Source organism: Candidatus Viridilinea mediisalina, assembly GCF_002532535.1.
In the GTDB taxonomy this organism is placed as follows: domain Bacteria; phylum Chloroflexota; class Chloroflexia; order Chloroflexales; family Chloroflexaceae; genus Viridilinea; species Viridilinea mediisalina.
In genome coordinates this window covers 1-26539 of sequence record NZ_NQWI01000052.1, presented here as the reverse complement: position 1 = coordinate 26539, position 26539 = coordinate 1, and the positions used below count along the sequence as shown (strand labels likewise).

At 58.3% G+C, this 26539-nt stretch carries 16 protein-coding genes; 8 read left to right on the top strand and 8 right to left on the bottom strand.

Annotation, left to right across the window (positions count from 1 at the left end; translation table 11 throughout):
* Nucleotides 1-64: 64 nt before the first annotated feature.
* The 5 genes from CJ255_RS12235 to CJ255_RS12215 form a co-directional block, all read right to left on the bottom strand.
* Nucleotides 65-1111 (bottom strand): [LysW]-lysine hydrolase, encoded by a 1047-nt coding sequence (locus tag CJ255_RS12235; protein ID WP_097644388.1) that lies wholly within the window; start codon nucleotides 1109-1111, stop codon nucleotides 65-67.
* 245 nt (nucleotides 1112-1356) lie between these two features.
* The gene (locus CJ255_RS12230) at nucleotides 1357-1752 is read right to left on the bottom strand and encodes a Zn-ribbon domain-containing OB-fold protein (protein ID WP_097644387.1); all 396 of its coding nucleotides are present in this window, start codon (nucleotides 1750-1752) and stop codon (nucleotides 1357-1359) included.
* Between the two features lie 14 nt (nucleotides 1753-1766).
* Nucleotides 1767-2933 carry a thiolase family protein gene (locus tag CJ255_RS12225; protein WP_097644386.1) on the bottom strand — a complete coding sequence of 389 codons (1167 nt, stop codon included), beginning with the start codon at nucleotides 2931-2933 and terminating at the stop codon, nucleotides 1767-1769.
* A 244-nt stretch (nucleotides 2934-3177) separates the two neighbouring features.
* Nucleotides 3178-4227 (bottom strand): hydroxymethylglutaryl-CoA synthase, encoded by a 1050-nt coding sequence (locus CJ255_RS12220; protein ID WP_097644385.1) that lies wholly within the window; start codon nucleotides 4225-4227, stop codon nucleotides 3178-3180.
* Nucleotides 4228-4318: 91 nt separating this feature from the next.
* Complete coding sequence (locus tag CJ255_RS12215) at nucleotides 4319-5635, bottom strand: hydroxymethylglutaryl-CoA reductase, degradative (RefSeq protein WP_281257207.1); 1317 nt, start codon at nucleotides 5633-5635, stop codon at nucleotides 4319-4321.
* A 153-nt stretch (nucleotides 5636-5788) separates the two neighbouring features.
* Here CJ255_RS12215 and CJ255_RS12210 point away from each other — a divergent pair, with 153 nt between their 5' ends.
* Complete coding sequence (locus CJ255_RS12210; RefSeq protein WP_097644383.1) at nucleotides 5789-6511, top strand: hypothetical protein; 723 nt, start codon at nucleotides 5789-5791, stop codon at nucleotides 6509-6511.
* A 228-nt stretch (nucleotides 6512-6739) separates the two neighbouring features.
* On the opposite strand, the gene CJ255_RS12205 is transcribed toward CJ255_RS12210, so the two are convergent.
* On the bottom strand, nucleotides 6740-7543 hold the full coding sequence (locus tag CJ255_RS12205) for a DUF4058 family protein (RefSeq protein WP_097644382.1): 804 nt from the start codon (nucleotides 7541-7543) through the stop codon (nucleotides 6740-6742).
* Nucleotides 7544-7811: 268 nt separating this feature from the next.
* Between CJ255_RS12205 and CJ255_RS12200 the strand changes: the two genes are divergently transcribed.
* The gene (locus CJ255_RS12200; RefSeq protein WP_097644381.1) at nucleotides 7812-8666 is read left to right on the top strand and encodes an alpha/beta fold hydrolase; all 855 of its coding nucleotides are present in this window, start codon (nucleotides 7812-7814) and stop codon (nucleotides 8664-8666) included.
* A gap of 84 nt (nucleotides 8667-8750) precedes the next feature.
* Nucleotides 8751-9899 carry an aminotransferase class V-fold PLP-dependent enzyme gene (locus CJ255_RS12195; protein WP_097644380.1) on the top strand — a complete coding sequence of 383 codons (1149 nt, stop codon included), beginning with the start codon at nucleotides 8751-8753 and terminating at the stop codon, nucleotides 9897-9899.
* A gap of 75 nt (nucleotides 9900-9974) precedes the next feature.
* Here CJ255_RS12195 and CJ255_RS12190 read toward each other — a convergent pair whose 3' ends face one another.
* Together CJ255_RS12190 and CJ255_RS12185 are read right to left on the bottom strand one after the other, a co-directional pair.
* Complete coding sequence (locus CJ255_RS12190; RefSeq protein WP_097644379.1) at nucleotides 9975-10700, bottom strand: phosphate/phosphite/phosphonate ABC transporter substrate-binding protein; 726 nt, start codon at nucleotides 10698-10700, stop codon at nucleotides 9975-9977.
* A gap of 418 nt (nucleotides 10701-11118) precedes the next feature.
* Nucleotides 11119-12978: a 5'-nucleotidase C-terminal domain-containing protein gene (locus CJ255_RS12185; RefSeq protein WP_097644378.1), complete on the bottom strand. Its 1860-nt coding sequence runs from the start codon at nucleotides 12976-12978 to the stop codon at nucleotides 11119-11121.
* Nucleotides 12979-13366: 388 nt separating this feature from the next.
* Between CJ255_RS12185 and CJ255_RS12180 the strand changes: the two genes are divergently transcribed.
* The 5 genes from CJ255_RS12180 (at nucleotide 13367) to CJ255_RS12160 (ending at nucleotide 26356) form a co-directional block, all read left to right on the top strand.
* Nucleotides 13367-14479, top strand: coding sequence for a PstS family phosphate ABC transporter substrate-binding protein (locus CJ255_RS12180; protein ID WP_097644377.1), 1113 nt, complete (start codon nucleotides 13367-13369; stop codon nucleotides 14477-14479).
* A 10-nt stretch (nucleotides 14480-14489) separates the two neighbouring features.
* A complete protein-coding gene (locus CJ255_RS12175; RefSeq protein ID WP_097644376.1) occupies nucleotides 14490-16181 on the top strand; it encodes a sensor histidine kinase in 1692 nt (563 codons plus the stop codon).
* On the top strand, nucleotides 16178-16537 hold the full coding sequence (locus tag CJ255_RS12170; protein ID WP_097644375.1) for a response regulator: 360 nt from the start codon (nucleotides 16178-16180) through the stop codon (nucleotides 16535-16537). Before CJ255_RS12175 ends, CJ255_RS12170 begins: the two co-directional genes overlap by 4 nt.
* Nucleotides 16538-16660: 123 nt before the next feature.
* Nucleotides 16661-21052 carry a right-handed parallel beta-helix repeat-containing protein gene (locus CJ255_RS12165; RefSeq protein ID WP_097644374.1) on the top strand — a complete coding sequence of 1464 codons (4392 nt, stop codon included), beginning with the start codon at nucleotides 16661-16663 and terminating at the stop codon, nucleotides 21050-21052.
* A 21-nt stretch (nucleotides 21053-21073) separates the two neighbouring features.
* Nucleotides 21074-26356: an NEW3 domain-containing protein gene (locus tag CJ255_RS12160; protein WP_097644373.1), complete on the top strand. Its 5283-nt coding sequence runs from the start codon at nucleotides 21074-21076 to the stop codon at nucleotides 26354-26356.
* The last annotated feature ends 183 nt before the right edge of the window (nucleotides 26357-26539 follow it).

Genomic DNA, 26539 nt, shown 5'->3' with positions numbered 1-26539 from the left:
ATGCTACGCTGCATTGTACCCGGAGTCAAGCCTGATGACGTAAACTATATCCTATATCCTGTTCTCAGAGCTGCCCCAACACCTCAGCCAGTACCTCAATCGCTTGAAAATACTCACTGATCACAATATGCTCGTTGGGCGTATGGTCGAGGCGGGAATCGCCGGGGCCATAGGCTACAATCGGGCAGTTCCAAGCTGGGCCAACGACATTCATGTCGGCGGTGCCAGTCTTGTGCAAAAAGGCGGGTTGCCCCCCGTGGGCGCGAATGGAGCGCAGGAAGGCGCTGGCCAGTGGGGTAGTGCGCGGGCTGCGAAAGGCGGGACAACCGCCCTCAAAGCGTACATGGGCCGCACCAGCCAACGCGCGCAGATCATCGGCTAGGCAGGCCGGGTCAATTCCTTCGGGTAGACGTAGACCAATGGTTGCGGTACACCAATCGGTGAGGCCGTCGCCCCCACTGGCAACCTGGCGCAACGAGGGGATGAGTTGATCGAAGAGCCGTTCACGCCCGGCGTTGTGGGCCGCACAATGGGCCTCTACTTCACGCCAGAAAGCAACGAGCGACTCAGGGGCAGCGGGTAGCTCGCCGGCACTATGGGCCGACGCCTGCTCAAGGCGGTAGTGGACCAAGAGTCGCCCTTTGTAGCCCAAGGTCACCCGATTCCAGCCACTCGGCTCACCAATCACACAATAGGCTGGCGCATAGCGCTCGCGTACATAGTGGGCCCCTTTTGAACTTGCCGCCTCCTCTTCCGTCGCGCCCACGAGGGCCACCCGGCAGCGCAAGCGCCCAGCCAACTCGGCCCGCCGCGTCGCCTGAATGAAGGTCGCAAAGGGCCCTTTGGCATCTACCGCGCCACGCCCATAGAGACAACCAGCTTCAACCCGCACCGGGATCGCACCCGGCACGGTGTCAATGTGGCCCAACAGCACCACCAACGGCCCCTCATGGCCTACCAAGCCCACCGCGTTGCCCGCAGCATCCACCGTGGCTTCCCAGCCATACCCGGCCATCCGATCAACCAAAAAGGCCGCTGCCTCCGCCTCTTGCCCCGAGAGCGAAGGAATGTGTAGCAGCGCCTCAAGTAGTGCGAGCGATTCGTGTTCCATGGTTGTTGATTATAGCCGAAGGGTGGCTACGCCCCAAACCAGCTTTTTGTGTTACGGTGTGGCGGCGAAGCCCTGGGCCGAACCTGGGAGCGCGGGCGTCCCGCCCGCATGCGGGCGGGACGCCCGCGCTCCGGCGCTTAGACAAGCCCAAGGCTTCTTCGCGCTAACAAATGCTTTGTGTCCGCGCCGCTGGCTGAGCCTGTCGAAGCCACGCGGCGCGGACGCAAAGTATGTTGAGGTAGCCTCTACATCAAGCAGGGCCGGAACTTATAGCCATAGACCAGCACATTATCTTCGCCTGTGTCGAGCAGGTGGCGCGTAACCATCTCGACTGCAATGCCGATACTCAGGTCTGCTTCAGCGCAATCGGTGAGTTGGGCGGTAACGAGGGGGCCTTCCTCGAGTTGCACCAGTGCTACCGGGTAGGGCACCAAGCCCTCAAAGCCATCGGGCGCTTGGCGGATCACACTGAAGCTATAGAGTGTCCCGCGCCCACTGAGGCGGATGCTCTCCCATTCGCTTGGCTCTTCGCCAAGGGCGGGGGGCTGCGCAGGAAAGCGAATGGCACCAGTGCGCGTGTTGCGCTGGCCTTCAAGCCGGTAGCGCGTACCGCGCTGACGCCAGTGGCGGGCAACTTCCATGGGTCTTTATCCTTCTAGCTATCGGCTATCAGCACGCAGGTTGCCGCGGTTGCCGCCAGACCACCGAGCGATTGGGCGAGGGCAATGCGTGCGTTGGCCACTTGGGTTGGGCCAGCTTCGCCGCGCAGTTGGCGTGCCAACTCGACCATCTGATAGATACCACTCGCCCCACCAATGTCACCACGGGCTTTATAGCCACCCGCCGTAGCAATGGGGGTGTGCCCGGTGGGCGTAATGGCACCATCAGCCGCGTGGCGCGGCGCTTCGCCACGGGGGTAGCAGCCCAACGCTTCGAGCGCCAAGGCGGCCGTAATGCCGTGGGGATCGCTCACTTCAAACACATGAACATCGCTCAAGCTAAGGTGGGCCCGCTCCAAGGCTACCTGGGCGCTGGTGCGGCAGGCACTCAGATCGAGCGGATCGGGACGCGCCGCAATGTTCGGTGTATCGGTAGCGACAGCAGTTGCAGCGATACGCAGATGTGGCCCCGGTAACTCGCGGGCCAACGCCTCATTGACCAAAACTAGACACGCCGCACCATCAGCGAGGCTGCTACAATCGAGCATATTGAGCGGCGAGGCAATCTGCCCAGCTTTGCGATACTTGTCGGCATTGATCCCAAAGCGGTAGAGCGCCTGGGGATTCTTGGCCGCATTGGTATGGGCATTCACTGGGAAGGGTGCAAAAGCCTCAGCGGGGTAGCCATAGACATGCATGTAGCGGCGCATCAGCAACGCCCATTGGGCCGTCAGGGTCAGGCCATGGATCGCCTGCGCCTCGCCATCGCTCTGCAGCGCCAACGCAGCCTCAACCTCACCCTCAAGCCGGTCGGTCAACTTCTCGACTCCAAGCACCACCGCGATCTCACACTGACCTGCGGCAATCGCCTGAGCCGCCTGCTGCACCGCAACGCCGCCACTCGCCCCCGCCGCCTCAACGCGCAGCGCCGGGACACCGTGTAAGCCCACAGATGTCGCAAGATAGGCCCCCAACTGCCCTTGGCTCGCCAAGTTCTCGGCCAGCGCATTGGCCACATACAACCCACCCACGCGATCAAGGGGCAACGCGGAGAGCGGCGCAAAAGCTGCGCGTACCGCCTCACTCGCGAGATCAGCCAAACTCCGTGCGTAGTGTTCGCCTACCGGCGTCGCTGCCGCACCCACAAGGTAGATATTGCTCATAAAATCTGCTTATTCTTGTTGTAACGTTGTGTGAACTTGAGGGCTACCGCCCTAAGATGCTGTCTGAAAAGTCTATGGGTTGGCGTTGGAGTGCCGGCTTTAGCCGGCTAAAGCCGGCACTCCAGCGTGTGTCCCCCGGCTTTTCAGACAGCTTCTAAAATCCGCTTTGGGGCTACGCCCCAAACCCCCGCCCGAGGGGTTGGTGAGGGCCATCCAGGGCATCCCAAACCTGCGCCAGAGACCCCTAGCCCATCACCAACTTCCCCATCCACTTCGCATAGATCGCGTAGTCTACAAAGACTTGGCGTTGCAAATAGGCGCTGGTAAGCGGGGCACGGGCGCGAGCGGCAAGCAATTGCTCAGTGACGGTAAGGGCATAGGCATCAGAGCCAGCCCCACTGCCGTAGGTGGTCACAAAAATGGTTTCACCAGGCTGGGCCACATCAAGGGTGGCACAGAGGCCAGCCATTGCGGCCCCAGAGTAGGTATTGCCAATCTGGGGGCTGAGCATGCCAGGGGCAATCTGGGCATCAGTGAAACCGAGGCGTTTCGCTACGGTTTGCGGGAATTTGGCATTGGGCTGGTGGAAAATGGCATAGGTAAAATCCTGCGGCCCTTTGCCGAGATCATCCAGCAGCCGCTGGGCTGCACTGGTAATCTGATGGAAATAGGCCGGTTCGCCCGTGAAACGATTGCCATGCACCGGGTAAGGCCGGTCGGCACGGCGGAAGAAGTCGGGCGTATCGCTCACATAGCTCACCGTGGCATCAATCGTCGCCAAAGCCTGCTCTGCTGGGCCAATGATCATCGCGCCCGCCCCAGCCGAAGCGGTATACTCAAGCGCATCACTGGGGCGGCTCTGGGCCGTATCGGCCCCAATCGCCATGGCATATTCGGCCATCCCACTACCTACTAGCGCCATCGCTGCCGTAAAAGCCTCACTGCCCGCCTTACAGGCAAACTCAAAGTCAGCCGAACTGACCCATGGCGAAGCACCGATAGCCTCGGCAACAATTCCACCAGAGGGCTTCACGCTATAGGGGTGGCTTTCACTTCCGACCCAAACAGCACCAAGCCGCTCACCATCCAATTCAGCGCGGGCCAACGCATTGCGTGCGGCCTCAATCGCCATCGTAATCGTATCCTCATCGGGTCCCGGCACACTCTTCGCGCTCACCGGCACCCCACCCTGGCCATCAGTCCAGAGCCGCGCAATCTCTTTGGCCGCAATGCGGTAGCGCGGAATATAGGCCCCGTACCCAACGAGGCCCACCGGGCGATTTGGTTTCATCATAAGTTTGGGTTGTTCACTGCTACGCGGCTGCGCCGCGCAACAGTGAATATAAGGTTGTGCAAGGGAACCTAGTTCCCTTGCACAACCTTACCTAATTCGACGCATGCAGTTCTGCAAAGAGCTCTTCGGCGCGGGCGGGCTTGATGTTGCGCTCTTCGATCATGCGCCGTGCGATCTCATCAATGAGCATGCCGTGGGCACCGGCGGCCATCGCAATCTGGCGGGCGTGTAGGCCCATATGGCCCTGATTGATCCCTTCGCAGGCCAAGGCGCGCATGGCCGCAAGATTGCTGGCAAGCCCAGCGGCGGCACAGATTTCGCCCAACTCGCCAGCCGAGCGGACATCAAGCAGCTTGAGCGCCGTCTGAGCAGCCGGGTGGACGCGAGTAGCCCCACCGACGATGCCAAGGGCCATGGGCAGTTCGATAGTACCCACAAGGTTGCCATCAGCATCACGCTCCCAGGTGCTGAGCGAGGTGTACTGGCCAGAGCGGGCGGCATAGGCGTGGGCTCCAGCCTCAATTGCACGCCAGTCGTTGCCGGTCGCAACCACCACCGGATCGATGCCGTTCATAATGCCCTTGTTGTGGGTCGTGGCGCGATAGGGGTCAACCGCAGCAAAGGCATAAGCCCACATAATTCCTTCAGCCACATCTTCGCCATTGAGCCCATCACGGGCAAGGGCTTGGGTGGGCACCACACAGCGCGCCCGCGCCAAGCGGCGATCACTCAGGTTGGAGAGAATCCGCAGGTAGACGCGCCCACGGGTAATCTGCTCAAGCAGCGGGGCGACCGCCTCACACATCGAGTTGATCGCATTCGCGCCCATGGCATCGCGGCAATCCACTGTCAAGTGAACCACCAGCATCGGGCCCATCGGGCTAGTCGGGTGGTTATGCACCTCAACATCACGCGCCCCCCCACCACGCGAAACCAACGAGCGGCTCTGAGCGTTCGCCGCCGCAACGATCTCGTGCTTGCGGGCCAAAATATCGTGGCGAGCGCTCTGGGGCGCCTTCACCCCCACAATCTGGATCTGCCCAACCATCAGCGGCTCGGTGCTACTGGTCGAAAAACCACCGCCCTCGCGGATCATCTTCGCCGCATAGCTGGCCCCGGCCACAATTGAAGGCTCTTCAACCACCATCGGAATCAGGTGGTCACGCCCATTAATGCGAAAATTCGTCGCGATTCCCATCGGAAGGTTGTAGGTGCCGATCACATTTTCGATCATCTTATCGGCACGCTCAACGCTGAGGATGCCCTGTCCTCCGTGGAGGACACGCAGGTCTTCATCACAGAGACCGTCAAACGACTTGACCATCTGCAGCCGCTCGAACGGGTTGAGTTGGTAGAAGCCCTGGAGTCGCGAGTTCTTCGTGCCCATAAATGTTCGTCTTCCCTCCAATTTGTGAGTATACGCACAAGTCGGTTACCTGCGTCGCATTGTAGCATCTGAATCGCTTGCAGAAGCCTCAAAAGAACTGTCAAAACCTATCATGGGCCTATCCGTGACTTCCAGATTACGAAATCAAGGCAGATATATGCTACAATAGCCCCCATGCGCCGTCTGATTGCTCTCTTTTTGCTTACCTGCTTGGCTGCCTGTGGTGGGCAGGCTACGACGCCCTCTTCGCTCTCCAGCCCCAGCTTGCCCACTGTTGGCGAGCTATTACTGGCTGGGCCAAGCCTTGGCCAAGTGGCAACCGTGGGCTACCTCTTCATTGATGAACACGGCGCAGCCCTTGTGGATGGCTTGCATATGCGCGATCCGCCAGTTCCACTTGATGATCTCGGCCTTTGGCTCGGTGACGTACCAACCCTGCCAGAAGATGCCGCCATCAGTGTGGCTGGCGCAACTCAATATCTGCTCGTTGAAGCACGTGGGCGTCTTGAGGGGCCAGGCAGTTTTGGCCCCTCAAGACGCTATCGCTATCGCTTGGCCGCTGCCGAGCTGATTCCGCGTGAGCCACGTAAATTTACCATCATGGAGCTCTTAGCCGGTAGCGAACGCTATGCAGGCCATGCCGTACAGGTTGAAGGCTATCTTTTGGCTACCCCCGATTCCGCCCTGCTGATCGAACTACTCGGCGAGGGCGGGGTTCCCGACAACGATGCCCGTCAACTTAAGTTTGTTGCACCACCCCGCGATGTCAATATAATTCCAGGCATGCAACGTTCCGCCGATCAGCGCGTCATCTATGGCCCCGTTGAACTCGTTGGCCTCTGGCGCGATGGCAGCATCTACCCGCTGGCCATCCGTGGGCGTGGCGAACAAGAGTGAAGTACATCTGTTAGAGGCTGTCTGAAAAGTCTATGGTTTGGCGTTGGGGTGCCGGCTTTAGCCGGCTAAAGCCGGCACCCCAACGTGTGCCCCCCGGCTTTTCAGACAGCTTCTTACCGCAATTACCGCGCCGCCCCTAACAAAGTATTGTGCCTAAAACCTATTGGGACGCCATGTTCGGCAATCTGCAATCTGCAATCTGCAATCTGCAATCTGCAATCTGCAATCCTAACCTGATGCGTGTGGCCGCCCACGTTCGCGTAAGTGCGCCTCAAGCCATGCGGCGTCGGTAGCGCTGAGATCCGGCGGGGGCGGTGCGGCGCGATAATCTATTTGCAGATCGTAGCGGGCATTGCGGTAAACTTGGTGGAGCACTTGGTTGAGTGGCAGCGCCGCATCAGGATCGGGGCGGCGCAGCGGCACCGGCACCGTCGGCAGCGGGCGCTCGAAGGTGCAGGCCCAAATGTCAATCTCAGGCCAATGTTCAGCGCGGCTGAGGAAGACAAAATAGGGCGCAGCGGGCAGTTGCGTGGATGGTGCCAGTTGCGGACGCTTGCCCCCCCGCAGTAGGTCAATTTCGAGCAGATGCACGCCAGCCGTAAACAACTCGCGGCGCTTCTTCTCGTAGGCATCAACCCCTTCCGCACCGGGACGTTTATTCACTGGCGAAAGTAACTCAATCGCCGTCACCAACGTCTCATCATTCACCGCTCGGATCTCGATCCGCGCATAGCGCGTAGGAATATCAAGCAGCGCCGTGCCGGTCAGCGAGGGTGCTTCAATCGTCGCTGCCAGCGCTGCGGCCTTGGGAGATTCACGTTCGTAAAGCCCAATATCGGGCACAATCGCCCGTCGCGGCACGGCAATATCAATCTGCTCAAGTGCAACATAGGGCGTAATCTGGGCGACATAGGCGGGCGCAATTTGCGGCTGAAGGGCATCACGCATCGCCGTAATCAGACCGACATGCACATCGGGCCAGAGACTCGCACGCTCCAAGTAAGGATCCATCCCAGGGAAAGGTGGTTCCATCTTGTACCTCCAGGTTCGCGGATGGTCGCTCACGTTCTATGATAGCATATACGGGCTATGAATGGCGCTACAGCGCCTACGTCATGGGGAGCGCACCCATGGTGCGCCTGCTCCATTCGCATTATGTTTAAGGCTGCCGCCCTGAAACCCGCTTTGGGGCTAGGCTCCAAACCCCCACCGGAAGGTTAACGTAATGCGAATGTGCGCTCGCTCCCATCCAATATGCTATACTCACGTAGGTACCTTCATTTACTTGCGGTGAACCCCTATGACAAGCACTGTTCCGCCTCTCTCTCTGCCTGAACCGTTGGAGTTGCTAAAGCTTGGTGAGCGCACCATCTTTTTGCGCCAATCGCGTCCGCATACGGTTAGCCATCCGCCCCTGTTGTTGCTCCACGGCTGGGGTGGCTCGTCGGGCTATTGGCGGCCCACCCTGGCCGCGTTGGGTCACGACCGGCATGTGATTGCGCCCGATCTGCCTGGGTTTGGCGATTCGCCCCCGCTTGTTGGGCCAGCTAACGCCGAAGCTTTGGCTGAAGTGGTGGTCGCCTTTGCCGACGCCATGGGCCTTGAGCAGTTTGACCTCAATGGCCACTCCTTCTGTGCGAGCGTGGCGATCTATGTGGCGATGCGCCAGCCGCAACGTGTGCGTCGTCTCGCCTTGAGTTGCATCAGTACCTTTCGCAGCGAACGCGAACGAGTGATTGTCGAAAAGATCCATCATGTCATGGCGCTCTGGATGGCCCTGCGCCGCCCCTGGATGGCCCGTTCGCGCATGTTCTACCGGACTGTTGGCAGGCGCTTCTTTTACCACCTGCCCAAGGATGACGCCATCCTGCGCGAGGCCTTCAGCGATTTCCTCAAGATGGATCGGCGCACTGCACTCGAAACTGCCGCTAGTTCCGGTGATGCCAACCTCAATCCTACCATGACCCGCCTTTTGACTCCTACCGTTATTATCGCTGGTCGCCAAGATAAGATCATGCCCGTCGTCGGCACCCCCGAAGTAGCGCGCCTCATCCCCGATAGCCGCCTCTTCTGGATCGAACAGTGCGGCCACCTGCCAATGATCGAACATCCTGAACGCTACCACCAGATTTTGCGTGACTTTTTGGATGCGTAGATAGATATGGGTAAACCAGGTTTCCCCATCCCCCTCCAAGCAGGGGAGTGGGGAAACCTGGTTTCCCCACTCCCCCCCAAAATCATGACACAAACAGACCTCACCACCTACCGCGTCGAATTTCCCATCACCGAGCGCTATGCCTTCCTCAGCCACGCTGCGGTCTCGCCGCTCAATCGGCGCGTGGTGGCTGCGGTGCAGGCCCAGAGTGAATTGGCGCTCCATACGCCCGCGATGCAGATGTGGCCCCAGGTGATGGGGATGATGACTGAGTTGCGCGAACGGCTCACCACACTGATCAATGCGCGCAGCAGCAATGAAATTGTCTTGATGCCCAATACCGCCACTGGCCTCAATACGGTCGCGGTGAGCCTGCCGCTGCGGGCGGGCGATAATGTGCTGCTGCTCGATGGCGACTACCCGGCCAACATCTACCCATGGCAGCAGTTGGCCTACAAGGGCGTGCTGATCAAAATGGTGCCCCAGCACAACGGCGGGCTCGACTTGGAGCGTTTGGTTGCGCGGATTGACCAACGTACCCGTGTGATCGCTCTGAGTACCGCCATGTTTGCCACTGGTTTCCGTAATGACATTGCGGCAGTCGGCCAGCTCTGCAAGGAGCGCGAGATCTACTTTGTGGTGGACGGCATCCAAACCCTCGGCGCCTTCCCGTTGGATGTGCAGGCGTGCCATATTGACTTCCTGGCGGCTGGTTCGCAGAAGTGGCTGCTCTCGGCCCCCGGTGCGGGCTTCCTCTATGTGCGCCAAGAGCGCCTAGCTGAGTTGGAGCCAGGTGCCTATGTGGGCGCATCCAGTGTGGTGGATGGCCTCAACTACCTCGACTACAACCTGACCTTTCCGCCCACTGCCGACCGTTTTTCGCTCGGTACGCCCAACATCTATGGTGCTGCGGCCCTACACGCGGCCCTGGGCCTGCTGCAAGAGGTAGGCATTGAGCGGATTGAGCAACAGGTGCTGAAACTGGTAGATGCACTGATCAACGACCTCAGCGAACGTGGCTACACCTTCGCGGCCACCACCACCAGCGTAGCCCAACGCAGCGGCATCGTTGTCCTCAACAACCTCCCCGATCCTGACGCTGCCTGCAAGCAACTCGAAGAGGCCGGAATCATCGCCACCGTGCGCAACGGCCTACGCTTCGCGCCCCATTTTTACAATACGCAGGAGGAGATCATGCGGGTGGGGGAGGTGTTGGATGGACTAGAGCCATAGCGGTAGCGCAAAAATCATCGTGTTGTGGTAGGTATTTGGCGGCTACGCCGCCAAATACCTACCACAGAGCACAACCTACGACGTGAGCATCTGCCGCATCACCTCAAGCTCTTCGCTGGTAACCGGCTGCCAGCCAGGTAGCTTCATGTCTATCAACACCTCTTTGCCCAGAGCATCGTCGCCCATGGTGATCAGGGCGTCGCGGAGGCCCGCCGCGTGTTCGGCAAGCTTGGGGCTGACGCAGATCATGTGGAAGGCACAGCGACAATCGGTTTCAAACATGACCTGTACCATCGCCTTGCCTTGCTCAGAGAGGTCTTGGTACGAGTCGCGGTAGATAATCCCATAGGGCGTGTCGCCGCCCCAGACGCTGCGCACCACACTGAGCCATGAGTCGCAATTGACCAACTCGCCCGGGCTGATCCCCTGCGCCTTGAGTTCGTGGATGGCGATTTTGGTGGGCAGAAGGCGGGTGATTGTAGCAAGCCGCGCACCGGCGAGGACGCTGAGATCGGGCTTGGGGCCATCAGGCCCGGCGAGCAATAAGGCTTCGTCGTAGGTGCCGACAGGCCGCACGAGGGCGCTGTAACCATGGCTATCGAGCAATTGGACACCGTCGCTCGGATTGGCGTACACAATGTCGGAAGAACTAAAATGCTCGTGGAAATCAGCAAAATCGAGCGCCAGTTTGAAACTTACATTATCACCAAGCTTTTGAGCCAAGAATTGTACAAAGCGGTACCAGCCCTCTGAGTTGCGTACGGTATCGTGGGGGCAAACAGCTAGACTAAATGCGGCCATGGGTTTCTCCTTCGCTAGTGAGATGCTAGACGGTTAGGTTCATGTTTCAGCGTGGTAAACGATGCTTCGGAGCGGTTTTCGGTACGTGCCGTTGTTTGATTTACAGGCAATAAACTTCACGACACACACGCCGCCCTACACGCTACCCAACAGCATAGCATAGGTATATTACCAAAGTTACAACTTACTATATGGGTGTGTATGCCGCGATTTTGTAAAAACTTGGTTATGCTATGACAACAAATTGCAGATTGCAGATTGCAGATTGCAGATTGCAGATTGCAGATTGCAGATTGCAGGACATGTGTTTCGCTTGTCCTCTTGAACATGCCGTGTTATCAAGAACGCAAAAGCCCATTGGAACGCCATGTTCGGTAATCTACAATCTACAATCTACAATCGTAAATCGTAAATCGTATTAATCCGCCGCTACATCGTGCCGTTCCTGCTCATGCTGCTCTTCGGCTGCGATGCGCTCGGCGCGGCGGCGCAGGGCCAAGCCGCCGGCAAGAGCTCCAAGCCCCAGGCTGGTGAGCAAGCCAAGTGGCGTGGCTGGGCCGCCAGTGGTGGGAAGCGCAATCGGTACTGGAGCCTCTTCAGGGGCCGCTTCGGGCAACGGCTCGGGCAGCGCTTCGGGTACGGGTGCAATCGGCACGACCGGCGCTTCAGCCACGGCCTCTTCCATGATGCGCCCATCGGTGCCTAGCGTGATCGGTGAGTTGGCTGCGATGTACTGCTCAACCACGTCGGACATGATCAGCCCAGAATCGAGCGCATCGGCCCCAGCGGCAAAGACGCTATAGCCGTCACCGCCAGCCAGCATAAAGTTGTTGGTGACCACGCGCAACATCGCGTCGGGCGCAAGCGCTTCGTTCTCGTAGGAGATCGCGCTGATGCGCGAACCAACCGGCTGGCTGGGGTCGAAGCTGAAGCGGAAGCCCGCAATCTGGGGAAAACGTCCGGCCCCGGTCTCCACTTGGCTGACGCCATTCTCAAGCGCCTCTTTGATCTGGGCGCCACTCAGGGTCACGAGGGAGAGGGTGTTGCCAAAGGGTAGCACTTCCAGCACCTGGCCGACCGTGATTGGCCCTGCCGGAATCGAGGTGCGAATACCACCACCATTGGTGATCGCGATCTGGGCACCTGCGGTGCGGCTACCAGTGAGTAGCGCCTCGGCCACCAGGTTGCCCAGGTTGGTCTCGCGGCTACGAATATCGTCACGCTCACCATTGAGTTCTACGCTGCTCTCACCGATCACACGCTGGCGCAGTTCATCGAGGCTGGCACGGAAGACTGCGATGCGCTCCTCGAAGCCTGCATCGGTTGGCAGGCTGGGTTCAACCTCACTCGGATTGCCCTGCACATCAACCAGCCGCCCTGCAGCATCAAAGCTCACCGTCACATCACCCAGCCAGCGGCCCCATTCCCATGCGGTGATGATTACCACCTGCTGGCCATCAGGCCCAGGGAGCAATTCAGGGTAGGGCGGATTGCCCACATCATTCATCGGGCCCATCGGGGTATGGCTGTGGCCACCGATGATCATGCTGATCCCAGCCACTTCGCGGACGATGCGCCGATCAAGCTCAATCCCAATGTGGGTCAAGCCGATAATCTTATCCACCCCCTGGGCTTGTAGCGCAGCTACCTGGGCACGGGCCGATTCAACCGGATCGCTGAAGGTAAGGTTGCGCGCCCCCAAGGCCAATTCGGGCGTATTCTGGGGCGTGAGGCCAAAGAAGCCGATCCGCTCACCCCCCTTTTCGATCACAATATTGGGACTAAACGTACCGGCCAGAGCTGAACCCTCTGGCACTGTGATATTAGCGCTCAACACCGGGAAACTCGCCCCCGTGATGAAAGCCGCCAATACCTCCTCGGTGCGGTCAAACTCATGGTTGCCAAGGGTCATCAATTCATACCCCATAGCATTATAGAATTCCAGATCGGCCTGGCCATCAAACTGATTAAAATAGAGTGTTCCTTGGAAAATATCTCCGGCATCAACCAGCAGAACCGGATCGGGCGACTCGGCGCGGATGCGATCAATCAGGGTTTTGCGGCGCGAAACCCCGCCGTGTACCGGCTCACCGCTACTCATCACCGGCTCAATCCGTGCGTGGTGGTCGTTGGTATGCAAAATCCTCAGCTTATAGGCGGGCGCATCCTGCGCCAAACTCAGGCGATAGCCCCCATCGGCATAGATCCAGAGCATCGCCCCGGCCCCAAGCGCCATACTCCCCTTCAGAAAACTGCGACGCGAGATCTTCTCCTGCATAGTCGAACCCTCCTTACAGCATTGCTCATCGTAGCAGAACATGCGCCGTTATCGTAAGCTAGGTAGTATCTTTTGGCAAGGGGATTTTAGAAAGAATAGGAAACAGCAACGAGGAAATAGGAAATAGGTTTGCGGCATCAGGATGCGCTACATGCCGCTAAACAATAACGGAACATGAAACCATCGCTTATCAGATAATTCATTGTCACTTAACATTAGCTTAACTTTTAGTGCGTACAATGACCTTCGGGACGTTTGGGTTGCCCCTGTAAGGGAAGGAAACAGCAACGAGGAAATAGGAAATAGGTTTGCGGCATCAGGATGCGCTGCATGTCTCCAAACTGTAACGAACCCTGAAACCATCCCTAAGCATGAGAAAGTACCTGTAATGCTTCAACCACGCGCTGCGTTTTGTCTGCTGCTGCTTGTAACGATCCTGCTCGCTGCCTGTAGTTCGGCCCCGGTTGCAGCGCCGCCCCCCGATGCGGCCCCAGATGCTCCTACTGCAACTCGTAGCGTGCCGACACCTGAACCAACATCTGAACCGACCCCGTTGCCAACGGTGGCCGCCTTGGTGGGTTTGCAGGGCGAGGTTCGCATTGATGGATCGAGTACCGTCTTTCCGATCACTGAGCATGCCACCCGCCGTTTCCGTGAATTGGCCCCTGAGGTTGATGTAAGCTTGGGGGTGAGCGGATCGGGCGGTGGTTTTGCCCGTTTTTGTGGCGGTGAGACCGATATTTCGGGCGCTTCGCGCCCCATGAAGCCAGAAGAGATTGAGCGCTGTGCCGCCAATGATATTGCCTTTATCCACCTGCCCCTTGCCTACGATGGTATCTCGGTGGTGGTGAGTGCCGATAACGACTGGGTGGAGTGTCTGACGGTCGAAGAGTTGGGCTTTATGTGGGCACCCGAGGCCGAAGAGGTGGTCACGAGTTGGCGTATGGTGCGCCCGGAATGGCCCGACCAGCCCTTGCTGCTGCGCGCCCCCGGCCATGATTCGGGCACCTACGACTACTTTACGGCGGCGACCGTAGGCCAAGAGGGGGTGAGTCGCCTCGATTTTATTGGCAGTGAAGACGACTACCTGATTGCTCAGGATGTGCTGGAAGATCCCGGCGCACTGGGCTTTTTTGGCTATGCCTACTTGGCTGAGTATGGTGATCTGCTGCGCGGGGTGGCGATTGACCCTGGTACAGGCTGTGTCGCACCCTCGGTTGAGACGATAGTTGATGGGAGCTACCAGCCGCTCTCGCGCCCGCTCTTTCTCTATGTGCGGGCTGACTCGCTTGATCGGCCTGAGGTCGCGGCTTTCGTGCAATTTTACCTTGAGCATGCCAAAGAATTTATCGAATTGGCCCGTTACGTCCCCCTGCCCCCACGGGCCTATAGCCTAGCCATGGATCGCCTAGAGCGCCGGGTCACTGGTTCGATCTTTGCGGAAGGGGTACAACTCGGGGTCTCCATTGAAGAACTACTTAGCATCGAACCTGAGGAGTAAAAGCTTGCCTATGAAATTTTCGTTTCCCATTCGCGCCAAGTTGCTCAGTGCTTTTGCGCTTGACCTGATGCTGATGATCGCTTTGGGCCTCGTCGCCTCGCAACAGATGGCGGTGATGCACGCACGGGCCAGCTTCGTGGCCGATCATACCATCCCTTCCCTTGAGGTTGTAGCCGCGCTGAAGGCCCATATCAACGAGTATCGCGTCAATCAGCTTGAGTTTATGCTCTATACCAATGATGCTGATAAGGATCGTAGCCTCCAACGTATGCTTGAAATCGAGGAGCGTATGGATCAAGCGCTTGATTCCTACCGCCCCTTGATCAACAGTGATGCAGAGGAGTTGAGTTTTGCGCGGGTTGAGGAGCGTTGGCAGGCACTGGTTGAGGCGACCCACACCAATTTTGTGCCCGATGCCTTACAGAGCAATACCGGCACGGTGCGCCCCTTCTACTCGCGGCTCAATCCGATCTACAGCGGGCTTGAGCGCGCCATTGGTGATCTGACCACCGAGAGCCAGCATCAGGCTGATGAGTCGCTGGTGGTGGTTGAGCAGGCTTATAGTACGGCCCGTACCTTCATTATGGCCGATACGATCTTGGTCATTGTGGTCTCAGCAGTGATTGGTTTCGGGCTTTCCAATAACATCGCCCGGCGGATTGGAACCCTGAGTTCCGCAGCCAACAAGGTGTCGGGTGGTGATCTCGAACAGCCGGTGGCGGTGCGTGGGCGCGATGAGTTGGCCCAGTTGGGCCATACCTTCAACCAGATGATTGCCAGCCTGCGTTCGCAGCGGAGCGCCCTCCAGGAGCGCAACCAGCAACTCCAGGCTAGTTTAGAGCGCCAAGAGCAGTTGACCGCTGATGTTCTCCGTGGCAAACAGGCCGAGGCGGAAGCCCAACAAGCCCAGGTGGCCGCCGAAGCGGCCAGCCAGGCGAAGAGCATGTTCCTCGCCACCATGAGCCACGAACTACGCACTCCGCTCAATGCGATCCTGGGCTATGCCCAGATTATGCAGATCAACCCAGCCTACCCCAAGCCCGCCGCTGGCGATGTTGATCCCCTCGATCGTATTCTCTCGGCAGGCCGCCACTTGAAGGCACTGATCAACAATGTGCTTGACTTCTCGAAGATTGAGCAGGGCAAGATTGATCTCAACCTTGCGCCGGTTGATCTTGCAGCCGTGCTGCGCGAGGCGGCTGATGTGGTAGCGCCCTTGGCAGAACGCCAGCAGAACCAACTGAAGCTAGAGTATGCCCCGGAATTGGGGCGCAGCAAAACCGACGCCGACAAGCTGCGTCAGGTCTTGATCAACCTCTTGGCCAATGCAGCCAAGTTTACCGAGAACGGCACGATTACCCTTCGAGCGCAACGCGACGACGCGGGCATCGTCTTTGAGGTAGAAGACACAGGCATTGGCATTGCACCTGCCGATCATGAGCGCATCTTCCAACCCTTCAGCCAAGTGGATGGTTCGGTAACACGGCGTTACGAAGGCACCGGACTGGGCTTAACCCTGAGCCGCGAGCTGTGCCACGTTTTAGGGGGCACAATCAGCGTAGAGAGTACTCTAGGCCAAGGTTCCACGTTCCGCATCTGGCTCCCCACTGAACGCCCAGAGCAGCCATGTCCCTCTCGCATTCCCGCAGCCACGCCGTGTCCTTCCCAAGCCCACTTAACCCCCTCAATGAGGCCAGCGTGAAAAAGATCCTCGTCGTAGACGATAACTTCGATAACCGCAACATCATCGCCCAAATGCTGCGACTCAGTGGCTTCTTGGTGGTGGTTGCCGGCGATGGCATCCAAGCAATTGAACTTACAGAGCGTGAAACACCCGACCTGATCCTGATGGATCTCTCGATGCCCCGCCTCGATGGCTGGAGCGCCACCGCGCAGATTAAGGCGCGCCCCGAGTTGGCCCATGTGCCCGTGATCGCGGTTACTGGCCATGCCACCCGCGACGACATTGAACGCGCCTTGAACGCAGGTTGCCGCGACTACCTGATCAAGCCGATTGATATGGATGCCATGTTGAGCAAGGTGTACGGGGTTTTTTGAGACAGGACTCGATTCCTACCGCTACCCCCTACCACAATTGCCCAGAAAGTGCTAGAATAGCCGCGCGTGCATGGTTGTTGTACAATCTGTACAACGACCCTTCTTGAGTCTAAGGAGTTTGCGATGGCCCTCCGTAGGCACTTGCCCCCTCTGCTGTTCGTCCTTGTCCTGATCATCTCGGCACTGGCTCTGGTGCCGCGTTTTGTTACGGCTAATACCGCAGACTATGTGGTTGATACGACTGAGGATCGTGCCTTTGTAGCGAGCCAAAGCGGGAACTATTGTCGTCCCACGGTGCCCAATGATTGCTCGCTACGCCAAGCGATTGCACTGGCCAATCGCGATAATGTGGCTAGTCGCATCTTCTTTGATCCCCAGGTCTTTGCGGATACTCAGAGGATTACCATAAGCCATAGCTTAGGTACCCTTGAGATTAATCAGCCCAATTTGACCCTTGATGCGATTGCGAATCGCGCTGGGCAGCCGCGTGTGCATATTTATGGGAATGATCTGCAACAACCAGCATTTAAGATAACCAGTAGCAATAATATTATTCGTGGCTTTAGCATTACTGGCTTTCCTGATGATTTTGAAGATTTTGGCGTTGCGGTGCTGCTGAGTGGCCCCCAAGCCAATGATAACCTGATTGAGAAGAATTTCTTGGGTGTCGAGCCTGATGAGATGACCGTAGGGGCGAACCACTACGGTGTCTATATTGATGGCGGTGCACTGCGGAATCGGATTATTGAGAATCGCATTGGGGGCAATAACTATGCTGGGATTTATATCATGAATTCTAGCGAAAATGTTATTGAACAAAATGATATTGGGATTGGGCCGGGTAATGTGAGTATTTTCAATGATCAGGCTGGGATTATTATCAATTCGGATGCGAACGGCGAGAGCCGCTTGAACCGGATTGGCGGTACTAGTCCTGATAGTGCCAACAATATTAGTGGCAATGGGCCGGCTGGCCGAACCAATCGGGCTGGGGTACTGCTGCGCGGGGCCAATACGACCGAGAACCAGATCCGCGCCAATCGCATCGGGCTCGATTTTGGCTCTGGGCCGGGCCAGGGCGAGACGGCGGTGCCCAACCAGGGCGATGGCATCCGCATTGAACGCGGAGCTAGCCAGAATGAACTGCTTGGCAACTATACGGCCCCCTTGCTCGTCAGTGGCAATGCGCGCTATGGGATCAATATTACCGATGTTGGCACCGAGGAGAATCTGATCCGGGGGGTCGAGGTTGGGATTAATATCCGCCGCGATGGGGCTATTGCCAATGCCAGCGGTGGTATCCGTGTCGGTTCAGGGGCGACGCGCACGCGCATTGAGAGTAGTGAGAGCGCCTATCTCATTATTGCTGGCCACGCTGATCATCCGGGCCTCTTTATTGACGGGGCGACCTTCACCTCGGTTGATGGGCCGCGTACCTACATTGGTACGATTCTGCGCAATGAGAGTACCGGCGAGTTCCTCGATCTGCCCAACCGCTTTGGTGTGTTGGTGGAGGATGCAAATGACTCGCAGCTTACGCTGCATCGCGTGCGCGGCAATAGTTCTGATGGTGTGCGGATCGTTGGCGGGCAACGCAATGCGGTACTCGATAGCGTTGTGCTCAACAATGGCGGCCACGGTGTGCGGATTACCAATAGCCGTAATGCCGAAGTTGGTGGCGGCGTGGTGACTGGCAATGCCCTCAATGGTGTTTATGTCGGCAGTGGTGCCTTTGGTACCCTGATTGATGAGGTGCGGATTACCAACAATACCCGTGGTGGCGTCTTCTTTGATCGGGCCCGCTTTAGTACCCTCTTCCGCAGTGTTGTGAGTGCGAATCAAGCCTATGGTGTGCGCCTCGATGCGACCGAAGTTACGACCATTAGAACGAGTACGATTGGTCTGAGCCCCGACCGCCGTACCCGCCAGGCCAATGGCGGCTATGGTATCGAGGTGAACAATACCAGCGAGACCAGCATTGAGGCCGATACCCACGTTGCGGCCAATACCGGCTTTGGGCTCTTCATCAATGGCGGACGCCAAATTAGGGTTCACGATAGCAGCTTTGGGCTCTACCGCAATGCCCAGAATCATCCGTTGGTTGCTCCCAATGGCGGCGATGCCCAAATTGTAGTCACCAATCGCGCCCGTCAGGTCGAGATTAAGGGTAATGCCCTGGCTGGTAATGCCGCCAACGCCGCTGGTGCCGCTGGTCTGCGCGTTGCTGGCACAGGTACCCGCCTGGTCACGATCAAAGGCAACTATATTGGTCTCCAGTTTCTCGTGAATGAGGAAGAACGAACTTTCCCCCATGGCCACGGGATTGTGCTTGATGGGGTGACTGAGGTGACGATTGGGGGCGAGGAGCCTGAAGATGCCAATTTGATCCGCCACAATCGTGGCAATGGCATTCATATGACCGATGTCTTCACGGTTACGATTAAGAACAATAGTAACGCTGAGTCGATCTTCAAGAATGCTGGCGATGGTATCTTCATCAATACCCGCATTGACGACCGCCCCATTGGTACCCAGTCGATTGATATTATCCAAAATGAACTGGCCGAGAATGGGCGTCACGGCATTGCGATCTTTGGCAACCCTGATGAGCCCTATCTGCCTTGGCTCGCTGATGTGCAGATTTTGACCAATACGCTGCGTGCCAACACTGAGCATGCCATCTTCCTGAGTGGCAACGTGGATCGGGTTGGCTTCCGCAGCAATTCGCTGAGTGGCAATGGTGGTTCGATCCAGCTTGAGGGCTCGACGCGCTATGATCCCAATGCGCCCGCCGAGAATCCTGGTAATCCGAGTGCGCCCAACCATGACATCAATCCCCCTTGGGTCAACCAGGCCCAACTTGACGATCCCTTGGCCCTGCGTCTGCTCGATACGGGCATCATTGAGGGCTATGTCTTCACCAGTACCAACCTGATCGAGCGCGAACTGGAGCCGATGGCGGCCTGTGTTACCTGTACCATCCAGATCTTCCGCCCCCTTGATGGCGAGCCTGAAAATCAGGGCCAAGGGGCGTTCCTGATCAATACGATCCCCCATGTTGATGATCCCGACGAGGAGGCCGAGGCTGTACCTGAAGATCGCTTTATGGCCGATCTCGAGACCGGCTTCTTCTCGCGGCGCATTGTAGATAACCTTGATGGCGTGACTGAGTTGCTCTTTATTGCTTCCGACGGGTTCTTTGGTAGCGGCAATAGCTCTGAGTATGCCACCTTGCCGATTACCCGTGGCCTCGTCTTTGAGGAGCGCGGCCAGACTGAACCCGGCACGATTGAAGATGTGTTGGTGCTGGCTCAGGATGCTGCGCCGGGTGACACCGTAACCTACCTGGTGCAGTTGCGTAACCTTAGTACGTTCAGTCTCACTGGCGTGCGCCTCAGTGCGCCCGATCTGCCTTCCACCTGGCAGATTGCCACCGAGCCAGCCTTGAATACCCAGTTGGCCTTGCCCGCTGGCGAGGTGCTGCTCGTGACGGTTACCCTGACTCTGCCAACCGGCACCGATCCGACCGTAAGTGCGGGCACCACCCAGGTGGTAACGCTCAATGCGATGAATGATACGGTTGGGGCTATTGCTGCCGCATCGGCCCGCCTCGAAACCACCATGCTGGCCCGCCCCGTGATTGTGTTTACGCCAGCCACCAGCACCCGCGCTGTGCGGCCAGGCTTGAGTGCCGACCATGTCTATACGGTACGCAACGATGGCAATGTGCCCGTCACGATCAACTTCTCGGCGGCTACCCGCGATAGCGTTGGCCCCACGACCCTCTGGACAACCACACTGAGTCGGCAGCGGCTAACCATTGCGCCCGGGGCCGAGGATAGTATCCGTGTGACCGTCTTGGTGCCCCAGGGGACCCAGGAGGGCACTGAAGCGGTGACGACGCTTACGGCCAATGTGGCTGCCAACAACCAGGCGGGCTATGGAGCCTTTTCGCGCACGGCAACCGCCCGCACGCGGGCGAGCCTCGCGGCGATTGCCGACCTCTTGGGTGGCAGCGACCAGCAGGCATTGCCGGGGGCTACGGTCTTCTTTAACCACACGGTACTCAATCGCAGCAATGGGGTCGCCACCTTCTGCTTGGACTATGCGGCCAATCTGCAGAGTACGGTGCGCTTTGTTTCGGCCACCGATGGCTTCACGATCAATAGCAATGGCTGTTTCACCCTCGATACGGTCAACGATGAGCGCAACAATCGCTTCCGTGACGCCGAATTCCGGGCGATTGTGACCGTCAATAATCAATTGCGAGCCGGGCAACTGGAGACAATCAATGTCTTCTTGCGTCAGGGTAGCCCAACTGGTGAGATGATTGGTGATGCGGTGGCAACCAATACCATTCGGATTGCTGGGCCGGACGATCCGCCCCCAACGCCCTCGCCTACGCCCTCGCCTACGCCCTCGCCTACGCCCTCGCCTACGCCCGAACCTTCGCCCACGCCAGGGCCTTCGCCCTCGCCGATCCCCAGAATCTGGTTGCCGTTGGTTGCGCGGTAGCCATGCGGAAGGAGCCGTGCCATGGCACCGCGATACCGTCAGTTGAACCTGATCCTTGTCTTGACCATGCTGCTGCTCACGATCCTCCAGCCCCGCCCCCTCGCGGCCCAGGGGCAGGATTTCGTGGTCAATAGCTTGCTTGATACCAATGTCTGTAATGCGACAACCTGTACCCTGCGCGGTGCGCTGGGTCAGGCAACCACAGGTAGCACCATCCGCTTCTCGGTGAGTGGTGAGATTGTCTTGAGCGGTATTCTGCCCGCACTTACTGCTGGTGGTGTGACGATTGATGCGACCAGTAGTGCGGCCCCTTTTAACCCGACGATCCATATTAACGCAGCGGGCCTCTCGCAAGCGGGGCTTACCTATGGCCTGCGCATTGCCTCAGACAATAATGTCATCCGTGGTTTATCAATAAGCCGCATTCCGATTGCGCCCGGGGCCGATCCAGACATGGCTGGGGCTGGCATTATTCTTGATAATGCGAACAATAATGCGATCTACAATTGCTGGATTGGGTTGGCGAGCGATGGCCGCACGGCTGCGCCGAATGTTGGCTATGGCATTGTGCTGCGCGGTGGTTCTAGTGATAACATTATTGGGGCCAATAGCGACCGCGACCGCAATGTGATCAGTGGCAACCTGCTCGGTGGCATTACCCTCGTTGCACAAACAGCGGCAGCCTTCAACAACAATAACCGGATCGAAGGCAACTTCATTGGGCCCGATGCTACCGGAAACCAACGACCAGTAGGGGGCAATACTGAAGCAGTAGTTGCGGGCATCTATGTCCGTTCTGGTAGTCATAACACCATTATTAGGAATAATGTCGTTGGTACCTTCATCTCCGAACAGACCGGTGTCCTCTCGGCGGGGATTTTGGTTGCAGGTCATACCGTCTCAAATGACTTCGTTCCCCGTAATACGCGCATTCTGGCCAACCATATTGGGGTGAGCCGTACTGGGACTGAACTCTCGAACCGGATTGGGATTGCGGTTGGGGCCTCCGGTTTCTTTGGGCCACGCGATACCTTCATTGGTGATCCAAGTGTGGCTGGGAGTGGCAATATCATTGCGGGCAATACGCGCAACGGCATTTTGCTGCCAGATACCGATGGCATGTTTGCGTGGGGTGATGTGACAATTGCGGGCAATCGTTTGGGCATGACCTCCGGTGGGGCCTTGTTGGGCAATGCGACCGGCGGCGAGCCAGGGAGTGCGACGGTCTTCATTGGGCGCAGCCAACCGACCACTGGTACGCCGGGGCGGGTCACTTTGGGGCCGGATAACATCATTGTTGCCAGTGGGCTCTTTGGCCTGCGCGTGCGCTCTGGGGGCCATACTATCAAGGGCAACCTGATTGGTACTACTGCGAATGGCGCGGAATCTACGCTGCCTGGTACGGCCCACGAAGCCGCGAGTATCTTCCTTGAGCATGGCAGTGGCGTGACCATTGGCGGCCCCACGACGGCTGATCGCAACATTATTGCCTTTAGTAATAACCTCGCTGGCGGCGGCGGTTTTGCCATCCTGATCAACCCCGGGGCCGCTGCACTCTCAGGTTGCGCCGGGACGTGTGCCACCGGCGGCCATACGATTGAGGGGAACTACATTGGGGTGGCGCGCAATGGCCGATCTCCGCTCAATACCGAGAGCGCCAACCGTGATGGCATCATGCTGGTGCGTACCAGTGAGAATATCATTCGTAATAACGTGATTGGCGGTCTCTCGATTGGCATCCGTTTCGGTCTTTCGGGTGCCGATGATGGCGCCGACAACAACCAGATCATTGGCAATAAGATTGGTGCCCCGGCTGGTGGCGAAATCTTCTTCAGCTCTATTCCCGCAGCGAATGTGCTGAACAATCAGGCCCCGCGGAATCGTCAAGAGGGCATTCGGATTGTGCGTGGCACGGGGAATCTGATCGAAGCGAACCTGATTGCCTACAATGGCAGTAGTTCAGCAGGTATCAATATTTACCCAGGGGTGCGGGTTGGCGATAGCTCGGTTACCAGCACCAGTACCACTGCTGCGGCGAATAATCGCTTGGTTGCCAATCGCTTCGTACGCAATAGTGATCGCACGGGCGTTGCGGCCAGTAGTGGCATTATGGTGGATCGTATGACTGGCGTGCTGCTCTCGCGCAATACCACCCAGTTCCACTATGGCGATGGCATCTTCCTCTTCAATAGTGGCAATGGCGACCGCGCCACGCCTACGAATCTCGCCTTTACTCCCGCTGCACCGGGTCAGTCGGCCCGTATTCAGGGCAGCACCAATTGTGGTGCGGGCTGTACGGTCGAGATTTTCACCTCAAACCTTGCGAGCGAAACCCGCGAGGGGCCGGTCTATGTGACGAGTGGTACGACCACGAGCGGGGGCGCGTTCTCGATTAATCTACCCTTCTGTTTGCAGTATCTTACGGCTACGGTCACCGACGCCAATAACAATACGTCGCCCTACAGCGACCATATTGGCCCCTCGGCGGACAATGCCTGTGGTACAGCCTCCTTTGAGATGCTCCGGGCTAGTCCTCATGAGCGTGATGCGGTACCTGGCACGAGCCGGGTCTATCTCCACCGCTTGCGCCACACCACCCAGGCGGATCTTACCTACAATCTGCTGATCAGTTCCGATCAGGGTTGGGCCAGTGGGCCGAGCCAAGTGACGGTGCCTGCCGGTGCGACAGTAGATGTGCCGATTACGATTACCGTGCCCGCTGATGCAGCCGATGGGCTGCGTGATACGACGACGGTGCGTGCCAGTTTGGGCAATCTGACCTCCAACGAGGTGAGTAGTATCACCACGGCGCGTCCGCCCCAAGGCCCGACGCCCGACCTGAATGGCCCGCTTAACCTGAACCAGGGCGCGGGCGGCCAGGCCAATCAGACCATTTTTGCCTATACGCTCACCAATGTGGGCGATGAGCCCGGTACCTTTGAGGTGAGCCAGCCTACATTTAGTGCTACGCCGCCCACTGGCTGGAGCTTTGCTGCCGTGACGCCAAACAGCTTTTCGCTGGATGCCAACGCGAGCACAACGCTGAATATTGTGGTCAATACCCCCGGCCTGCCACCCGCTGGCAGTGTTGGCTTTAGCTTTAACGTCACCACCCAAGGTGTGAGTCCGCCGCGCTCCATCAGCCTAACCGACAGTATTGTGGTGCCGGTGGTACGCAACTTTGCGCTCACACCGACTGCAACTCAGCAGCGCTGGACAGTTGAGAATACGACGGTGAGTTTTAGCTACCGCATTACCAACACGGGCAATGCTGCCGACAGCTTCACCCTGACGACGCCAGCGCCCCAAGGGCCCTTGAGCCTCCGCGATGTGACGACGAGCCGCCCGTTGAGCAACCTGCCCATGGGCGCAGCGGCGACCATCACGCTGCGCTACGATGTCCCGTTGCCCACCGAAAATGGTACCTATACGGCCAATTTCACCGCGCAGGCCAGTGGGGCAGGTGCGCCCGCCCCGGCCACGCGCAACATGGAGATCATTGTGGTACCGGGGGGTGCGGCAACGATCACGCCCGGGGCTTCAAGCCCAGAAGAGATCGAGAGCGACGGCGGGACACTCACCTTTGTCAATACGCTTACCAACAGCGGACGGGAAGCTGCGCCGATCAGCATTGCCCCAACACTTGAGGGCTTACCAAGTGGTTGGAGCGCTGAAATTGATACGAGTGGCTGCCCCAGCGATCCGCTGCCTAGCGGTGCAAGTTGCACCTATACCGTGACGGTCACCGTGCCCCCCGATGCGGACGGCGGGGTTACACCTCTTATCACCGCCGCCACCGCCGACAACACAGACAACCGTCCGGCCCCCGATATTACCGGCGAAGCCGAGTTGCTCGCCCGTGTCGCAATTGTGCGGGATCTGCAACTCAGCCCCGAGAACCAAGCCTACTTGGTGCTGCCCAACCGACCGATCAGCTTTAGCTATACGCTCACCAACACCGGCAACGTGACCGACAGCTTTAGCTTGCAACTCAGCCAGAGTGCAACGCCAACATGGACGGTAACGCTCACGCCCACCGAGCAACTGGCCGATGTGCCGCGCAATGGCGTGCGTACCATTGAGGCCACCGTCGTACCCCCTGCGGGTCTCTTTGCCGAAGCGGAGAACCAGCTCTTACTCACTGCCACCAGCAGCGATGGTACGCCAAGCCGCACGGTAACCGCAACGCTCACCGTTGACACCATTATTGATGGTGAACTGGAACGGATCGAACAGGGCAATGTGGATGCCGGTGAAACCCGTGAGTATCGCATGGAGTTGCTCAACACTGGCACCATCACCAGCAGTTACCAACTTGACTTGCAGAACAGCCGCCCCGGCTGGACAGCGGAGCTAGTTGGCAGCATCCCGGCGATTGGTCCGGGCCAAACCACCAACTTGACCATTCGCGTCACTGCGGCCCCCAACGAAGCCACCGGAATCACCAATACCACCTGGGTACGCCTCTTGCCCCCCAACGGCACAGGTGAGCCCCTGGATGTAGCGCCGATTGTGACCCGCGTAGGGCCACGCTTCGGGGTGTTGCTAACCCCCGACCGTGAAGCGCTCGTTGCGCCCGGCAGCACCGTCGTGATCAGCCACACCCTCCGCAACATTGGCTCTGAACGGACAACCTACCGTTTGCGGGCCGTCAATGCGCTAGGCTGGGATACCTTCGTCTCACCCAGTGAAATCTCGTTGGGAGCAGACGAGACCGCCATTGTCAATGTCACCACGCGAGTGGCGGTCAATGTGACCGCAGGCGACATCGGGCGTGGGGCAGTGGTTGCTGAAGTGGTCACCGACGCAGAGATTAACGACAGTGCCACCACCGACTTCACAATTGATCGCGTGGCTGCCATCAACCTCGAAGCCTCACAGGTGCGGGCAGTGACACCCGGATCGGGGCAGATCAGCCTAACCGACCTAACCATCCGCAACAACGGGAGCGCAGGCGACGAAGTAAGCCTCGTGGTGATCGGCGAAAACGACGGCTGGCGCGTGCGCCTAGGGACAACCAACCTCTGGGTACCACAGTACAACAGCCGCGACATCACCGTTCATGTCACCGTTCCATCCAACATCCCCAGTGGCACCGTCAAAGACATCCGCGTTGAAGCACGCTCCAGCATCAACCCAGCGGTCTTTGATAGCATCCTGTTGACGTTGGTCTACGTAGCCTCCACCGATCCAGGTGGCGACAATGGGGATCCTGATCCTGACCCCGACCCTGATCCCGACCCTGACCCTGACCCTGACCCGGATACATTGCGGAGGGTTTATCTACCATTGGTGCAGCGGTAGATGTAGATGCGCTCCTTGACTCAACGATAGAGTTGCTGTCTGAAAAGTCTATGAACTGGCGTTGGAGTGCCAGCTTCAGCCGGCTAAAGCCGGCACTCCAACGCGTAACCACTAGCTTTTCAGATAATATTTCTGGAATCTCTAGGATCGTAGGAGGGGTTCGGGGAGGGCGAAGCCCTCCCC

What these genes read in the sequence shown, in the direction of transcription:
- CJ255_RS12235 (WP_097644388.1), bottom strand. Translation starts at nt 1,111, where the DNA reads ATGGAACACGAATCGCTCGCACTACTTGAGGCGCTGCTACACATTCCT.
- CJ255_RS12175 (WP_097644376.1), top strand. Translation starts at nt 14,490, where the DNA reads ATGAAATTTTCGTTTCCCATTCGCGCCAAGTTGCTCAGTGCTTTTGCG.
- CJ255_RS12165 (WP_097644374.1), top strand. Translation starts at nt 16,661, where the DNA reads ATGGCCCTCCGTAGGCACTTGCCCCCTCTGCTGTTCGTCCTTGTCCTG.
- CJ255_RS12230 (WP_097644387.1), bottom strand. Translation starts at nt 1,752, where the DNA reads ATGGAAGTTGCCCGCCACTGGCGTCAGCGCGGTACGCGCTACCGGCTT.
- CJ255_RS12180 (WP_097644377.1), top strand. Translation starts at nt 13,367, where the DNA reads ATGCTTCAACCACGCGCTGCGTTTTGTCTGCTGCTGCTTGTAACGATC.
- CJ255_RS12160 (WP_097644373.1), top strand. Translation starts at nt 21,074, where the DNA reads ATGGCACCGCGATACCGTCAGTTGAACCTGATCCTTGTCTTGACCATG.
- CJ255_RS12190 (WP_097644379.1), bottom strand. Translation starts at nt 10,700, where the DNA reads ATGGCCGCATTTAGTCTAGCTGTTTGCCCCCACGATACCGTACGCAAC.
- CJ255_RS12205 (WP_097644382.1), bottom strand. Translation starts at nt 7,543, where the DNA reads ATGGAACCACCTTTCCCTGGGATGGATCCTTACTTGGAGCGTGCGAGT.
- CJ255_RS12225 (WP_097644386.1), bottom strand. Translation starts at nt 2,933, where the DNA reads ATGAGCAATATCTACCTTGTGGGTGCGGCAGCGACGCCGGTAGGCGAA.
- CJ255_RS12185 (WP_097644378.1), bottom strand. Translation starts at nt 12,978, where the DNA reads ATGCAGGAGAAGATCTCGCGTCGCAGTTTTCTGAAGGGGAGTATGGCG.
- CJ255_RS12195 (WP_097644380.1), top strand. Translation starts at nt 8,751, where the DNA reads ATGACACAAACAGACCTCACCACCTACCGCGTCGAATTTCCCATCACC.
- CJ255_RS12200 (WP_097644381.1), top strand. Translation starts at nt 7,812, where the DNA reads ATGACAAGCACTGTTCCGCCTCTCTCTCTGCCTGAACCGTTGGAGTTG.
- CJ255_RS12220 (WP_097644385.1), bottom strand. Translation starts at nt 4,227, where the DNA reads ATGATGAAACCAAATCGCCCGGTGGGCCTCGTTGGGTACGGGGCCTAT.
- CJ255_RS12210 (WP_097644383.1), top strand. Translation starts at nt 5,789, where the DNA reads ATGCGCCGTCTGATTGCTCTCTTTTTGCTTACCTGCTTGGCTGCCTGT.